Here is a 15,300-nt window from a genome sequence, read left to right on the forward strand (position 1 = left end):
CGTGGAGAACGCTGTGAACGTTGGCACGTTCTCCGGTTTGCGAATGGCATTTTTTTACCATGCAGGATTGGCCTGTGCAGCGAAAGGTTTAACGTATCAACTCACTAATTGATAGCTGAATCTGCAGTGAATATGGGCATAGATGGCGGTTTTTTACATTCTTTCCTTGCATGGCCACCTTCTTGGCGGACCTGCGCGCATGGGCCTGGGTTGCGCCATCTCAACCCGATAAGCCGTAATGGCAAAGCTTCTGCGCCATCATCAAAAGGCTATTTGTGAAACAGGAAGCGCGCATCCATGACCAAGACATCGCTGGACAAATCGAAGATCAAGTTTTTGCTGCTCGAAGGCATTCACCCCTCAGCCCTTAAGGTGCTGCAGGCGGCGGGCTATACCAATGTGGAAGCGTTGACGGGGGCGCTGGACGGCGAAGAGCTCAAGCGCAAGATCGCCGACGTGCATTTTGTCGGCATCCGCTCGCGCACGCAGCTCACCGCCGATGTGTTTGCCGCCGCCCAAAAGCTCGTGGCCGTGGGGTGCTTTTGCATCGGCACCAACCAGGTGGACCTGAGCGCGGCCCGCGAGCGCGGTGTGGTGGTGTTCAACGCACCGTTCTCCAACACGCGCTCCGTGGCCGAGCTGGTGCTGGCCGAGGCCATCCTGCTGCTGCGTGGCATTCCGGAGAAGAACGCCGTTGCCCACCGTGGCGGCTGGAAGAAAAGCGCTGACAACTCCTTCGAGATCCGCGGCAAGACGCTGGGCATCGTGGGCTATGGCTCCATCGGCACGCAGCTGTCGGTACTGGCCGAAGGCCTGGGCATGAAGGTGGTCTTCCATGACGTGGTCACCAAGCTGCCGCTGGGCAATGCCCAGCAGGCCGCCAACCTGAACGAGCTGCTGGGCCAGGCCGATATCGTGACCCTGCATGTGCCGGAGCTCCCGTCCACCCACGGCATGATGGGCGCGGCCCAGATCGCGGCGATGAAGCCGGGCAGCATCCTCATCAATGCCTCGCGCGGCACGGTGGTCGATATCGAGGCACTGGCCGGGGCGCTGCAGGCGGGCCAGCTGCTGGGCGCGGCGATCGATGTGTTCCCCACCGAGCCCAAGAGCAACAAGGACGAGTTCCAGTCGCCGCTGCGTGGCATGGACAACGTTATCCTCACACCGCACATCGGCGGCTCCACCATGGAAGCGCAAGCCAACATCGGCCTGGAGGTGGCGGAAAAGCTCGTCAAGTACAGCGACAACGGCACCACGACATCGGCCGTCAACTTCCCCGAAGTGGCGCTGCCCGAGCACCCCGGCAACAACCGCATCCTGCACGTGCACGAAAACCGCCCCGGTATCCTGTCGGCCATCAACCAGGTGTTTGCCGACAACGGCATCAATATTGCGGGCCAGTACCTGCGCACCGACGAGAAGGTGGGCTACGTGGTGATCGACATCGACGCGCAATCGTCGAAGCTGGCACTGGAAAAGCTCTCGCAGATTGCGGGTACCATCCGCTGCCGCGTACTGTTCTGAGGCGGCCCACCCATGAAAAAGGCTCCGAAAGGAGCCTTTTTTGTGCGCTGCAGCGTGCCGGGCGATCAGGCCAGGGGGCCGGCGCTCAGAATCTCAGACAGCGGCTTGCGGGGCGAGGGCACTTCGCGCTCGGCCAGATCGGCAGGCAGGCTGGACTTGTCGCCGCGCTCGCCAATGGCCACCAGGCACTCGACCTTCCAGTTGTCGTCCAGCTGCAACACCTGACGGGCAGCATCGAGCTCGATGCCGGCCATGGCATGCGTGGCCAGGCCCATGGCGTGTGCCTGCAGCGCCAGGTAACCCCAGGCGCAGCCGGTATCGAAGCTGTGCGTGGCCGATTGCTTGTCGGACAGCACCACCAGCAGTGCTCCTGCGTTCAGGCACCAGCGGCGGTTGAACTCGTTGGGGATGGTGGAAAACGCCTCCCAGTTGGCATCGCCGTTGATCGAGTAGGCAAAGTGCCAGGGCTGCTTGTTGCTGGCCGAGGGCGCCCAGCGCGCGCCTTCAACAATGGTTTCGATGTCCTGGGCCGTCAGCTTCCTGCCGGAAAAGGCGCGGGGCGACGAGCGGTCCAGAAACTGGGAGGCAACAGGGTGGGTGGATTGACGGGTGGTCATGGTCAATAGGTCGTTGGGTAAGCAAACAGGCCGCCAGCATGCCATATCTGAGGCGCCCTTTTGCAGGCAGCCCTTTTAGAACGTCTTTACGATCTCCTCGCGCCGCGACCGTGGCTTTGCGGGATGGGATGCGAGACGCAATACCGCAGCAATAGCCATGCTATTGCGAGGATTTGCAACGACGCAGACCGCCCGCAAACCCACTGTCCCTCCGGGTTGGAGTGAAATCGGGCGATTTCTGCGCGCTGACCCTTGCTTGCACCCCGGTGCAAGCTGCGGCCCATCGCTTCGAACTCATCCCGATTGCACTCCAACGCGGCTGCGTAGAGATCGTAAACACGTTCTTAGCCACCTGCTATTTGCGCTCTACCAGCTTGAAGGTGCCGGTGGCCATGCCCAGCAGCTCGCCCGCTTCGCTTCGCAGCTCTCCGCGCACAAAGCTCAGGCTTCTGCCGCGCTTTTCGCAGACCGAGGTGCAGATCACATCGCCCGCAGCCGGTGCCATGAAGTGGATGGTCAGGTCGACCGTGACCACGCCATAGCGCAGCGGATCGTGGGCCCGCGCCGCGCATGACAGGCCCACGTCCAGCAAGGTGGCAATGGCGCCGCCGTGCATGTCGCCCCGGCTGTTGGTGTATTGCTTCTGGTAGGGCATGCGTACGCGGGCGCGGTCGTTGCCAATGGCTTCGCCATGGAGCCGGAAGGACTCGGCCATGGCCATGGGCAGCCCGAATATGGTGTCTGCGGGCTCGCTGGCGGTATAGGGCGGGATGGTGGCCGGGCTGGCAATGGGGTCGTGCATAGGGGTGGGGCGCAGGCGCTTTGAACAGGTGCTGGGGCCGATGGTAGCGGCTGGCACTGCTGGTTGCACCCTGCAGCTGACGCACAGGCGCTAGCTGCCTGCAAGGTAGAGTGCGGTGTCTGTACAAAAATACCGAGGCACACCATACAGGCGGGCGCAGCCGTTAAGCTGTGCGCCAGTTCCGGTTTGCTGAATTTCCGATATGTCACCCTGGTCGTCCCCTTATTGCCCGCGTTGCGGCGCTGCAGATTGCCGCAGTGCCGGGCCGCGCAATGCCTTTGCCTGTCTGCAGTGTGGCGCGCAGTTCAGCGTCGACCATGGCCAGGGGCTGCCGCAGGTTCGCATGCACACCCCGGCGTCTGGCCTGGCACGGCTGCAAAGCCATATGCGGTGGTTGTTTCCACTGCTCGTGGTGCTGATGGTGTTGCCATGGCTGGTGCCGCATGTGCAGCAGTTTTTCAAAAGCGATATGAAGCCTTACGAGCTGCGCCAGGCCTTGGGCCGCAGCGAGGGCGCCACCATCGTGGAGCGCAATGGACAGCGCCTGCTGGTGCAGCTGTTCGAGAACCGTGAGCAGGACCAGACGGTCTACCGGGCGGTGATCAGCGACATGGTCAGCGGCAAGCCACTGGCCGAGCCGCAGCGCTTTTCCATGCACTGGGCGAGCGGCTCCGGTCGCGCCGAGCTGCGGTTCTTCTCGGATGGACAGCTGTATCTCACGCTGCAGGAACGTGGCTTGTGGCGGCTGGACCCGGCGACCCTGCGCTTTGTCGATCTGCTGCCCCAACTGGGCGAGCGTTTTGGCCCCCAACTGGGCGCGGGCGTGGTGGGCGTTGCCATCCAGCGCCGGGGCCGGCCCGACAGCCTGGAGGTGACCAGCAGCACGGGCAGCAAATACCTGGTGTACTGGCTGCTGGGCCAGATCGTGCCTGCCGCAGAAAGCAGCAGCCTGTACCAAAAGGCCCAGGCCAGCTACAGCGAGCGCATCCCTTACTACCGCTACGAGCGGCTGCCACGCCCGACCGGAGAGGAGGATCGGGCGTTGCTGGTGCGATCCTGGTGGCGCTACGAGCCCGGCCAGCCAATCTTCTTTGACTACTTCGACCTGCTGCCCACCGATAGCCAGGCGGTGCGCGGCTGGCCTCATCACTACATCGCCATCGGTGGCGGGTTTTCAACGAGTGCCTATGCGGTCAAGGACCGGGGCCTGCTGCGCATCGATGTGGTGCAGCCAGCGGTACCCCGCTTTCACGCCGATATCCTGGCTGAAAACACCACCCGCGTGCTGCTGACCTATACGCCGACGCCTGTGCGCCAGGAGGGCCGGGTCATCCAGCTGCTGGACAAGGCCACGGGCCAGGTGGTGTGGAGCCGCACGGTCGACCAGCTGCCGCAACTGGGCAGCCGCGAAGGCGGCCTTTATGTGACGGGCCAGGCCGTCAATGGCGGTTTTCTGCTTTTCAACGACCTGCAGCAGCCCGCGTCGCTGATCGGCGACGACGGCCAGACCGTGCACGACTTCAGCCCTCCGGCCAAAACTGCCCGATGATCAAGCGCATCCCACCCCTCTACCAGATGGCGGGCGCACTCGTGCTGCTGTTTTTTGTGCTGCCTTACGGGTTGACATGGCTGCAGGCGCTGCGACAGTCGGGGCAGTCGAAGGAGCTGCCGCTGGGCGACGTCGAAGCCTCGGCGGTCTACCAGGCCGACGACGGCAGCCTGCGCATGCTGCGGGTGATGAAGCACACCACCGAGCGTGAGGATGTGTTCCAGATCCTGCACAACGACCTGCAGGCGCGGCAGTTGATCGGTGAGCCCCAGCGGGTGACCCTGCCGCGTGATGCCTATGCCAAGTCTGCGCAGATGCGGGTGCAGGCCGATGGCCAGATCGCCCTGGTGCTCAATGGCCGGGACTGGTGGCTGTGGAGCGGGGAGCGCAGCCTGTTCGAGCCCATGAACGCCGCGCTGAGCCAGCGTTTTGCCGGGCAACTGGCCACCGGTGTGGCCAAGATGGCCTTTGGTGGCCAGCGTGAACCCGACCTGCTCGACATTACCAGCAACACCGGCGACCGCTACGCCGTGTACTGGCGCACGGGCGAAATCTATCCCTGGGGCGAGCAGCAGCAACGCCTGCTCCAGCGCCCCTGGGGCCAGTACCGGAACACCGTGGAGCGGATCGACTACGCCGACTTCAGAACCGATGTGGCCCGCTATGGCCTGCCCAGCACCCTGGTGCACTACCGGCAGAAGCTCAGTGAGAATGAGTTCCAGCAATTGCCGCTGCTGACCGTGCATTCCACCTCCGACGCGGTGGTGCGCGCCGCGCCCAGGCGCTACCAGGCCGTGAGCGATGGCTTTGTGGTGGCGCGCCAAAGCCTGCAAGAAGCGGGTGTTACCGACATTGCGCAGGTGGCCAGCGTGCCGGTGCAGTTCAGCGGCGAAGTGCTGGCGCGCAATGCCGACCGGGTGCTGATGCGCTACGAGGCTACGCCCACCACGCCCGCAGAGGTGGTGCTGCAGATGGTGGACGTGCACAGCCTGCAGCTGGTCTGGAGCCAGTCGACGCGTGCCATGCCGCAGTTACTGTCCGATGGTTACTACCTGATGGCGCAGCCCTGGAAGGGCGGCTTCTACCTCGTCACCACGCAGAACCTGCCGGCCCTGGTGATCGACAACGCAGGCAAGACGCTTTTTGACTTCCAGCCGCAAAAGCGCGAGCAGTTCTAGCAGGTGACCAGTGTGGCGCGCGCAGGCTTGATGCGCGTCAATGCTGCGCGGGCACGCCTTCCACAAAACTGCGCAGGCGCGCTGCAAGGCCTGGCGCCTCCAGAATGTCGATGTGGTCGGCAGCAGCAAAGTTTTCAACCTCTACCGCTGGCCCCTGGCGATTGGCCAGCGCCCGCTCCAACGCATCGGTACGGGCAGGCAGCACCAGTGCGTCGCGGCCTGCGCGCAGCACGAGCAGGGGGCCGCCGTAGTGTTGCAGCCGCTCATCCGACGGGTAGCGGTCGCGCAGCAGCAGGCCCACGGGCAGCCAGCCATAGTGGTCGCGCACGGTGGCGGTCATGCTGTCAAACGGCGTGATCAGCACCAGGTGTGCGGGCTGGCGCTGTGCGGCTACGGCGGCTGCCACACCGGTTCCCAGGCTGCGGCCCACTACGGTGATGCGGCCCTGCGGGTGGCGTTGCTGCACGGCGTCAAACAAGGCCATGGCATCGCGCTCCAGGTCTGCGCCCGTGGGCATGCCGTCGCTCGCGCCATAGCCGCGGTAGGCGAGGGCGTAGACGCTGTGCGCCGGCAGCCACTGGCGCAGCAGCGGAACCGCCTGCTCCACCCGCTCGGCATTGCCGCCCAGGTAGATGACTGCGTCGCGTGCGGGGGCTGTCGCCGCTGCGAGGCCCGGCGCGCCCGCGGTATCCGTTCTGGCCGTTGGCCCTGCCTGCGGGTGGCTTTGCCAGCCGCGCAGGGTCACGCCCGCCTGCTGCAGCGAGAAATTGGTGTGCGCAGCCTCCACCCGCGTCATCTGCGGAAAATACATCAGCCTGCGCTGCTGAAAGAACATCACCACGCACAGCGCCGCATACAGCACGGCGATCACCGCCAGGCCCCACAGAGCCACTTTGGCAAACAGATTGGTCATGGCATGTTTATAGCGGATGGCGGTAACCCTGCAGTCTGGGCTTGCGCGCTTTAAATTTGATAGCGCAATGCGCTTGATGGGTAAGCGGTAGAGGCCAAAAGCACTGAAATGGGTGTACCCAGGCCTATTGTCACCAGACGCAAGCAAATGTGCGCTGGCAGGTAGCGGCGCTTGCAAAACGTGTCCTGATTCACGTCTTGATGCACGGCGTCTGGCATCTCCTACAGCCAAGGCGTGCATGAGGCGCGACCATGAACCCATGGCAGGCACGGGGCCTCGCCAGTACCACTGAAGGAGTTATCGCCATGACACAGCAGAACCACCAACAGAAACCCAGCAGCAACCAGGTGAACCAGCAGCCGGGCCAGCAGCCCGGGCAGAAGAAGGACCAGCAGCACGAGCAGCAATCGCCGCAGCAAAAGCAGCCTGGCCAGCAAGACCGGCAGCAGCAGCAGCGCTAGCCGCCAGCGCTGGTCCGGACTGCAGGAGCGCGCCATGAAACAGCACACTGCCATTCCGAACCCAACGCCCTGGCCCTTGCAGCTGGGGCAACCATTGCGAGAGAAGAAGTACAGCCAGCAGCAAAGCAAATGCAACCATCGTCAACTTGGGTCGGAGCCCAAGACGCCGGACAACACGCAGATGCATTGATGCCCTGCCACTTCTGAGTGCTCCCTTGGCCCGCAAACGCGGGCCTTTTTGGACTTGCTATTGATTGGATAGCTGTTGGCGGTCCCGGCATACGAAGCCAGGCCGGATTTCAACCAAAACTTGAATAAAAAAACCGCTACACCCCCGGGGCATAGCGGCCTTTGCGTGTCTGCGCCTTTGCAGTTTTCGCTTTTGGGGCGAGGGTTTCAGAACGAACCGAACATGGTGCCCAGCGCGATCACCACCGACAGCGCAATCAGCGGCACCACGATCGTCATCGCCGCGATGTTGCCGTAGGACTGCTTGTGCGTCAGCTTGCAGATCGACAGCAAGGTGATGATGGCGCCGCAGTGCGGCAGCGTATCGAACACGCCAGCCGACATCACCGCCACGCGGTGCAGCAGATCGGGGCTGATGCCTGCCGCATTGGCCATGCGCAGATAGTCGGCGCCCAGGGTCTGCAGGGCAATCGACATGCCGCCCGATGACGAGCCGGTGATACCGGCCAGCACATTCATCGCCACCGCCTCGGAGATCAGCGGGTTGCTCGACACATTCAGCACCGCGTCGCGGATGATGGCAAAGCCTGCCAGGCTGGCGATCACCGCGCCGTAGCCCACTTCCGATGCGGTGTTGAAGATCGGCAGCATCGAGCCCAGTACGCCCTTGTTGATGGTCTGCTGCAGATTGGCCCAGCGGCCCAGGCTGATGAGGATCAAGGTCACGCAGGCCACTGCCAGCGCAATGATCAGCGCCCACATGCCGGTCTGCTTGCTGGCATCCATGGTCGGGAAGCGCTGCTTGAGAAAATACCACTCCATGTTCGGGAAAATGCCGTACGTGAACAGCGCATTGATCCCGATCACCAGCACCAGCGGCAGCAGGGCCAGCAGCAAGGGCATGGTGCGGCTCGCATCGCCGCTCATATCGGCTTCGCCCACCTGGCCGCGCGGGCCGGTGTCGCTGTCGTCATGGTCGCCATAGCCTTCGCCGCTGGCGCGGGCCGCCTTCTCGCGCGAGCGCAGCCACGCAATGCCCAGGCTGAACATGATGGCTGCGCCAATCAACCCCAGGCCGGGCGCTGCAAAGGTGTTGGTGCCAAAGTAGGCGATCGGGATCGCGTTCTGGATCGCAGGCGTGCCCGGCAGCGCCGTCATCGTGAAGGTGAACGAGCCCAGCGCAATGGCCGGCGCCACCAGGCGCTTGGGAATGTCGGCATCGCGAAACAGCGTCTTGGCAATCGGGTAGATCGCAAACGCCACCACAAACAGCGACACCCCGCCATAGGTCAGGATGCCGCAGGCCAGCACCACCGTCAGAATGGCGTGCTTCGAGCCCAGGGTGCGCTCAATCCATTTGGCAATCGCCGTGGCGGCACCCGAATCGGCCATCAACTGGCCAAACAGCGCCCCCAGCAGAAAGATCGGGAAGAACGCCAGCATGTAATTGCCTAGCGCCCGCATGAACGTCTCGGTATAGATGGGCAGCATCTGGCTCACATCGCCAGACAGAATGACCGCCAGCGCCGCCATCACCGGGGCCAGCAGCAAAACCGTATAGCCCCGGTAGGCCAGATACATCAGCAGAGCAAGGGATAAAACAATAGCTAAGGTACTCAACACACTCTCCGCAAAAACACCACACAGGGGGGAATGAACGACGGACTGGCGCGCAGGCGCCTTCTTGGAACAGCTTCTTCGTGCAGAAAGCTGCATACATCCCGGTGCGGGATGGAATGGCGCATCACATGGGGCGCTTGCGGCATGCATGGATGCCTGCAGCGCGCATTGTTATGGTTTGGTATGCAACCATGATGAAAGCCGCCGCCACCATAACGGAAGGGGCCGCCGCCGTCCAGTCCGTGGAACTACGTTGGCTGTTGGTTGCTGAGCTGCGCAGGGCGATGCTGAAGGGCGAAGGCCCTAGGCTCAGTGATTGACACCTTGTAAGAATCTGTCTTGTGGCGCATTGCAAACTATGGAAAGAACGGAGCTTCAAGCACTTTGAACAGGTTCTTCGATGTCTATGCAATGCGTGTGTGTGAGAAATACTGGTTCAAATCTAGAGTTGCTAGGCTGTGTTAGCCAATTTTATGCTGCCCATTTGAATAATTTCTGATTAAGCCAGATTTTTATTATTCCTTTTAAAGGAAGCTCCACATTTTCGAATATGAAGTGACTCAGCAATAATACTATTGCAATATAAAAGAAGAAAAAAATTGGTGTTTTAGCAATATCGATTCTGTTGATTAAAAATAAATCAGCCACTGTCATGAAGGCAACCTGGATAGGTACATGTATCAGATAAGAAGCATATGTTGTGTTGCCAATCACTTCGCTTATCCTTCCGGAAGATAAGCCGATGGTCTCTACCGAGGCTGCGAGCCAAATCAGACTGGGAAATAATGCAAAAACCACTGCCGTTGGGTTCCATACTCCTTTTACATACAAGTAAACGAGCAGTGAGGTAGTTAGTGTGATGGCTCCCAAAGGACTGATCCATTTTGGCGCTCTGGAATTGATCCAGAAATGCAATTCATGAACCAACCCACCCAACGCAAACAGAATGGTACATTGGGCAAAAGAACTGGTATCAGGCCCTTGAAAGGCCACATAGATCACAGCAAGCCACACCAAGGCTGAACATAAACGTATGCCAGAAGTCTTGAGGTAGGCAAAGAAAAGAATATATGTGATTATTTCTATCGATACCGACCAGATGGGGGCATTGAACGAATAGCCTTTTTGAAACCCCCAGTGAGACGCTAAAAATATATTCAGTATAAAATGATAAAAATCATTGAATGGATATATTTGCTGATGGCCTACTGCATATTGACTAAAAATCTGAAGCAAGGCAATCAGCAAGAGCGTAATAAAATGAAGCGGGTATAGTCTGCTGAAACGATTGATGAAAAATTTCTTGAAGGAAATATTCTCTCGTGAACGATAGGCGTGAAAAAAGACAAAGCCTGATAGCACCCAGAAAAACTGGACCCCATTGGCACCATAGTCATAAAGCCAACGCAATGATGGGTAGAACGGCTGCAGCGGGCGATCAGCAACTGCGAGGGAATCACCCGCACTCGGGTAGAAAAAATGCTGGTAGTGCCAAACAAGAACCGCCAGCGCGGCGATACCCCGCAGGAAGTCCACATTGAAGATCGTGGTGGCGGTTCTTGTATGGCTCAAGGAGGTCTTTCAGTCGCTCTAAGGAATTAAGCCAACTTCGCCTTCAACAACTCATTGACCTGCCCCGGGTTCGCCTTCCCCTTGGAGGCCTTCATCACCTGGCCCACCAGGGCGTTGAATGCCTTGTCCTTGCCGGCCTTGTATTGCTCCACGTTGGCCGGGTTGGCGGCGATCACCTCGTCGATGATGGCTTCGAGGGCGCCGGTGTCGTTCGATTGCTTGAGGTCCTTGGCGTCGATGATGGCGTCGACATCCTTGCCTTCGCCGGTCCACAGCGCCTCGAACACCTGCTTGGCAGAGTTGTTGCTGATGACGTTGCCGTGGATGCGTGCGATGAGTGTGCCCAATTGCTCGGCGCTGACCTTGACCTGGTCCATGCCGATCTCTTCCATGTTCAGGCGGCGCGAGATTTCGCCCATGACCCAGTTGCTGGCCAGCTTGGGCTGGCCGCTTTGCCTGGCGGCAGCTTCAAAGTAGTCGGCCATGGCCTGGCTTTGGGTCAGGGTGGTGGCGTCGTACTCGGGCAGGCCGTAATCGGCCACAAAGCGGTCGGCGCGCTGGCGAGGCAGCTCGGGCATGTCGGCCTTCACGGCCTGTACCCAGCTGTCTGCAATGACGAGCGGCGGCAGGTCGGGGTCGGGGAAGTAGCGGTAGTCGGCCGCGTCTTCCTTGGTGCGCATGGCGCGGGTTTCGCCCGTGTCGGGGTTGAAGAGCACGGTGGCCTGCTGGATGGCGCGACCGTCTTCGATTTCTTCGATCTGCCAGCGGATTTCGTAATCGATGGCGATCTGCATGTTGCGGAACGAGTTCAGGTTCTTGATCTCGCGGCGCGTGCCCAGCGGCGCCCCGGGCTTGCGCACGGAGACGTTGGCGTCGCAGCGGAAGCTGCCTTCCTGCATGTTGCCGTCGCAGATGCCGATCCAGGTGACGATCTTGTGCAGTTCCTTGGCGTAGGCCACGGCTTCTTCGGTGCTGCGGATGTCGGGCTCGGTCACGATTTCCAGCAGCGGCGTGCCAGCGCGGTTGAGGTCGATGCCCGACTGGCCGATGAATTCGTCGTGCACGGATTTGCCGGCGTCTTCTTCGAGGTGGGCGCGCACCAGGCGCACGGTCTTCTTGGTGTCGCCAACGAAGAAGCTCACTTCACCGCCTTGCACCACCGGAATCTCGAATTGCGAGATCTGGTAGCCCTTGGGCAGGTCGGGGTAGAAGTAGTTCTTGCGGGCAAAGATGCTGAGTGGCGCAATGTGGGAGCCCAGTGCCAGTCCTAATTTGATAGCGCACTCGACGGCCTTCTTGTTCATCACCGGCAGGGTACCGGGCAGGGCCAGGTCCACGGCGCAGGCCTGGGTGTTGGGCTCGGCGCCGAAGGCGGTGCTGGCGCGGCTGAAGATTTTGCTGTTGGCAGCGAGCTGGGTGTGGGTTTCAAAGCCAATCACCACTTCGTAGCCGTTGATGAGCTTGACGGTTGTTTCGGTCATGTTCTGTGTTCCTCCCCGCGTTATTTCGCAAGGCCAGTGGGCTGGCGCAGGTGGTGGTCGGTGGCTTGTTGCAGCTGGTGCGCGGCGTTGAGGAGCTTGGCCTCGCCATAGTAGTTGCCGATGAGCTGCAGGCCTACGGGCATGCCGCCTTCGCCAAACCCGGCGGGCACCGAGAGGCCCGGCAGGCCGGCGAGCGATGCGGGCAGGGTATAGATGTCGGCCAGGTAGTTGGCGAGCGGGTCGCTCTTGCCGCCCAGGGCCCAGGCCACGGTGGGTGCGGCAGGCCCGGCGATCAGATCGCAGTCCTTGAAGGCGGCCTGGAAGTCGTCCGCGATCATGCGGCGGATTTTTTGCGCCTGCAGGTAGTAGGCGTCGTAGTAGCCGTGCGAGAGCACGTAGGCGCCGGTCATGATGCGGCGCTTGACTTCGTCGCCAAAGCCTTCGGCGCGGGTCTTCTTGTACATGTCGACCAGGTCGGTGTAGTCCTTGGCGCGGTGGCCGAACTTCACGCCGTCAAAGCGGCTGAGGTTGGACGAGGCTTCGGCCGGGGCGATGATGTAGTACACGGGGATGGAGAGTTCGGTGCGCGGCAGGCTGATGGGCACGAGCCTGGCGCCGAGCTTTTCGTATTCCTTGAGGGCGCCGTCCACGGCAGCGCGCACGTCGTCCGACAGGCCATCGCCGAAGAATTCGGCCGGAATACCGATGCGCAGGCCGTCCAGCTTGTCGCCCAGGCTGCGGGTGAAGTCTTCTGCAGGGCGGTCCAGGCTGGTGGAGTCGCGGTCGAGGTCGGGGCCGCACATCTCGCTCAGCAGGATGGCGCAGTCTTCGGCGGTGCGGGCCATGGGGCCGGCCTGGTCGAGGCTCGACGCAAAGGCGATCATGCCGTAGCGGCTGGCGCGGCCATAGGTGGGCTTGATGCCGGTGATGCCGCAGAACGACGCGGGCTGACGGATGGAGCCGCCGGTATCGGTGCCGGTGGCAGCCGGGGCCAGGCGCGCAGCCACAGCGGCGGCCGAGCCGCCCGACGAGCCGCCGGGCACGCGGGACACATCCCAGGGGTTGCTCACCTTGCCGATGGCGGAGTTTTCGTTGGCTGAGCCCATGGCGAACTCGTCCATGTTCAGCTTGCCCAGTGTGACGGCGCCTGCGCCCGCCAGCCGGGCGACCATGGTGGCATCAAACGGCGACTGGTAGCCGGTGAGTATCTTGCTGCCCGCCGTGGTGGGGAAGTCCTTGGTGACGAACAGGTCCTTGTGGCCAATGGGCACGCCAGCCAGCTTGCCCGAGGTGCCTGCGGCAATCGCGGCATCGGCGGCCCGGGCCTGGGCCAGGGTCACTTCTTCGTTGATATGGACAAAGGCGCCCAGGCTCTCGTGGGCCTTGGCGCGGTCCAGAAAGTGCTGGGCGGCCTCGACGGAGGACACTTCGCGGCTTTTGAGCTTGGCGGCCAGCTGGGCCACGCTCAGGTCGTGCAATTGGGTAGGAGTGCTCATGCAAATCTCGCGTTCAGAGCGATCTCTCGATCTTGGTGAAAAGACGGGGCGCTGCCAGAGTGGTGATGGTTATATTGCTATATTTATGATAGCTATTGCCGCTCACCAGGTGGGCGCTGAGGCCTCAAAAGGCCGAAACCTGAAAATGCTGTGAATTACTCGATGACCCTGGGCACCAGGAAGTAGCCCTTTTCCACGGCCGGAGCGCTCTTCTGGTTGGCCTCGCGGTTGTCGGGCTCGCTCACCACGTCCTCACGCAGTCGCAGCGTGATTTCCTCGATGGCCGCCACAGGGTGCGACAGTGGCGTGACGCCGGTGGTATCCACAGCCTGCATCTTCTCCACAATGCCAAAAAAGTTATTCATCTGCGAGAGCATGCGCTCACTCTCGGAGTCTGATAATTCGAGCCGCGCCAGGTTGGCGATGCGGGCAATGTCATCTTTTGTCAGTGCCATAGATCTTTGTATGTAAACCAGTCGTAAAAAAACGGCGCTGGAAAGCGTTGCCCTGTAAGTTATTCACAGGGGATGCGGTATTATCCCGTCTTTGACGCAATATCACTGCAACGTCGGTCATTGCGCATCAAAACCCCATCAGTCATCTCACCACACCCCAATGACGGGCGATGGAAGGCCGAAGCGCTGCCCATGCCCTAGAGGAATCTTGCATGTTCGGAGCGTTCCGTCGCTATTTTTCCACCGACCTGGCCATTGACCTGGGCACGGCCAACACCCTGATTTTTGCGCGCGACAAGGGCATTGTGCTCGATGAGCCCTCGGTGGTTGCCATCCGCCATGAAGGCGGCACGCATGGCCGCAAGGTGATCCAGGCCGTGGGCCGCGAGGCCAAGGCCATGTTGGGCAAGGTGCCCGGCAACATCGAAGCCATCCGCCCGATGAAGGACGGCGTGATCGCCGACTTCCTGATCACCGAACAGATGATCAAGCAGTTCATCAAGATGGTGCACCCCCGCACCCTGCTGTCGCCCAGCCCGCGCATCATCATCTGCGTGCCCTGCGGCTCGACGCAGGTCGAGCGCCGCGCGATCAAGGACGCGGCTCTCAAGGCCGGTGCCACCCAGGTGGAGCTGATCGAAGAGCCGATGGCCGCCGGTATCGGCGCGGGCCTGCCGGTGTCCGAAGCCTCGGGCTCGATGGTGGTGGACATTGGTGGCGGCACGACCGAAGTGGGCGTGATCTCGCTGGGCGGCATGGTCTACAAGGGCAGTGTGCGCGTGGGCGGCGACAAGTTCGACGAAGCCATCATCAACTACATCCGCCGCAATTACGGCATGATGATCGGCGAGCCTACGGCCGAGCTGATCAAGAAGAGCATCGGCTCTGCCTTCCCCGGCAGCGAAGTGCGCGAGATCGAAGTCAAGGGCCGCAACCTCTCTGAAGGCGTGCCGCGCAGCTTCACCATCAGCTCCAACGAAGTGCTGGAAGCCCTGACCGAGCCGCTCAACCAGATCGTCTCCGCCGTGAAGAATGCGCTGGAGCAGACCCCGCCCGAGTTGGGTGCCGACATTGCCGAGCGCGGCATGATGCTGACCGGCGGCGGCGCGCTGCTGCGTGACCTGGACCGCCTGCTGGCCGAGGAAACCGGCCTGCCTGTACTGGTGGCCGAAGAGCCGCTCACCTGCGTGGTGCGTGGTTGCGGCATGGCGCTCGAAACACTCGACCGCAAGGGCGTCACCATCTTCACCAGCGAATAACAGTGCCCCATGCTTGCCCACCGTGCATGGCCGCTTCCCGCCTGGGGAACGATCAGTGCCGGGAGGCAGCCCGGCGGCGATAAATACGTCCACATACCGGTTTGCGTAATAATGGCGAGCGCCAGCTACTATGTTTAGCATAGCAAGCTGCATGCTCGCCATTGGCGTCTGGGCCGATGGC

The 15,300-nt window shown here is 61.6% G+C and carries 15 protein-coding genes; 7 read left to right on the forward strand and 8 right to left on the reverse strand.

The features are described from left to right. The first annotated feature begins 297 nt into the window (after positions 1-297). Positions 298-1,527, forward strand: a complete 1,230-nt coding sequence (gene serA / locus LAD35_RS01780) for a phosphoglycerate dehydrogenase (protein WP_224151053.1) — start codon at positions 298-300, stop codon at positions 1,525-1,527. A 65-nt stretch (positions 1,528-1,592) separates the two neighbouring features. Here the strand turns inward: serA and LAD35_RS01785 are convergent, their stop codons facing one another. Beyond that, positions 1,593-2,144, reverse strand: coding sequence for a nitroreductase family protein (locus LAD35_RS01785; protein ID WP_224151054.1), 552 nt, complete (start codon positions 2,142-2,144; stop codon positions 1,593-1,595). A 355-nt stretch (positions 2,145-2,499) separates the two neighbouring features. After that, positions 2,500-2,946 (reverse strand): PaaI family thioesterase, encoded by a 447-nt coding sequence (locus LAD35_RS01790; protein ID WP_224151055.1) that lies wholly within the window; start codon positions 2,944-2,946, stop codon positions 2,500-2,502. 202 nt (positions 2,947-3,148) lie between these two features. Between LAD35_RS01790 and LAD35_RS01795 the strand changes: the two genes are divergently transcribed. After that, the gene (locus LAD35_RS01795; protein ID WP_224151056.1) at positions 3,149-4,495 is read left to right on the forward strand and encodes a hypothetical protein; all 1,347 of its coding nucleotides are present in this window, start codon (positions 3,149-3,151) and stop codon (positions 4,493-4,495) included. Beyond that, positions 4,492-5,673: a hypothetical protein gene (locus LAD35_RS01800; protein ID WP_224151057.1), complete on the forward strand. Its 1,182-nt coding sequence runs from the start codon at positions 4,492-4,494 to the stop codon at positions 5,671-5,673. The genes LAD35_RS01795 and LAD35_RS01800 overlap by 4 nt, the downstream gene beginning before the upstream one ends. A 37-nt stretch (positions 5,674-5,710) precedes the next feature. Here the strand turns inward: LAD35_RS01800 and LAD35_RS01805 are convergent, their stop codons facing one another. Further along, complete coding sequence (locus LAD35_RS01805; RefSeq protein WP_224151058.1) at positions 5,711-6,586, reverse strand: alpha/beta hydrolase; 876 nt, start codon at positions 6,584-6,586, stop codon at positions 5,711-5,713. A gap of 305 nt (positions 6,587-6,891) precedes the next feature. Between LAD35_RS01805 and LAD35_RS01810 the strand changes: the two genes are divergently transcribed. Both LAD35_RS01810 and LAD35_RS01815 read left to right on the forward strand, forming a co-directional pair. Next, positions 6,892-7,047 (forward strand): transcription initiation factor TFIID subunit D10, encoded by a 156-nt coding sequence (locus LAD35_RS01810; protein WP_224151059.1) that lies wholly within the window; start codon positions 6,892-6,894, stop codon positions 7,045-7,047. Positions 7,048-7,081: 34 nt separating this feature from the next. Then, positions 7,082-7,237: a hypothetical protein gene (locus tag LAD35_RS01815; protein WP_224151060.1), complete on the forward strand. Its 156-nt coding sequence runs from the start codon at positions 7,082-7,084 to the stop codon at positions 7,235-7,237. Positions 7,238-7,443: 206 nt separating this feature from the next. On the opposite strand, the gene LAD35_RS01820 is transcribed toward LAD35_RS01815, so the two are convergent. The 4 genes from LAD35_RS01820 to gatA form a co-directional block, all read right to left on the reverse strand. Beyond that, on the reverse strand, positions 7,444-8,856 hold the full coding sequence (locus LAD35_RS01820) for a GntP family permease (RefSeq protein ID WP_224151061.1): 1,413 nt from the start codon (positions 8,854-8,856) through the stop codon (positions 7,444-7,446). Positions 8,857-9,327: 471 nt separating this feature from the next. Further along, positions 9,328-10,428, reverse strand: coding sequence for an acyltransferase family protein (locus LAD35_RS01825; RefSeq protein ID WP_224151062.1), 1,101 nt, complete (start codon positions 10,426-10,428; stop codon positions 9,328-9,330). A gap of 26 nt (positions 10,429-10,454) precedes the next feature. Continuing rightward, a complete protein-coding gene (gatB, locus tag LAD35_RS01830; protein ID WP_224151063.1) occupies positions 10,455-11,909 on the reverse strand; it encodes an Asp-tRNA(Asn)/Glu-tRNA(Gln) amidotransferase subunit GatB in 1,455 nt (484 codons plus the stop codon). Between the two features lie 20 nt (positions 11,910-11,929). Then, complete coding sequence (gatA, locus tag LAD35_RS01835) at positions 11,930-13,405, reverse strand: Asp-tRNA(Asn)/Glu-tRNA(Gln) amidotransferase subunit GatA (protein ID WP_224151064.1); 1,476 nt, start codon at positions 13,403-13,405, stop codon at positions 11,930-11,932. Here gatA and LAD35_RS01840 point away from each other — a divergent pair. Next, positions 13,404-13,559: a hypothetical protein gene (locus LAD35_RS01840; protein WP_224151065.1), complete on the forward strand. Its 156-nt coding sequence runs from the start codon at positions 13,404-13,406 to the stop codon at positions 13,557-13,559. The genes gatA and LAD35_RS01840 overlap by 2 nt on opposite strands. Before the next feature lies 1 nt (position 13,560). Here the strand turns inward: LAD35_RS01840 and gatC are convergent, their stop codons facing one another. Then, entirely contained in the window at positions 13,561-13,860 is a 300-nt protein-coding gene (gatC, locus tag LAD35_RS01845; RefSeq protein ID WP_224151066.1) for an Asp-tRNA(Asn)/Glu-tRNA(Gln) amidotransferase subunit GatC, read from the reverse strand. A 212-nt stretch (positions 13,861-14,072) separates the two neighbouring features. Here gatC and LAD35_RS01850 point away from each other — a divergent pair, with 212 nt between their 5' ends. Next, positions 14,073-15,119, forward strand: coding sequence for a rod shape-determining protein (locus LAD35_RS01850; protein ID WP_184704823.1), 1,047 nt, complete (start codon positions 14,073-14,075; stop codon positions 15,117-15,119). Positions 15,120-15,300 lie beyond the last annotated feature (181 nt).

It is taken from the genome of Comamonas odontotermitis, assembly GCF_020080045.1.
GTDB classification, from domain to species: Bacteria; Pseudomonadota; Gammaproteobacteria; order Burkholderiales; family Burkholderiaceae_C; genus Comamonas; species Comamonas odontotermitis.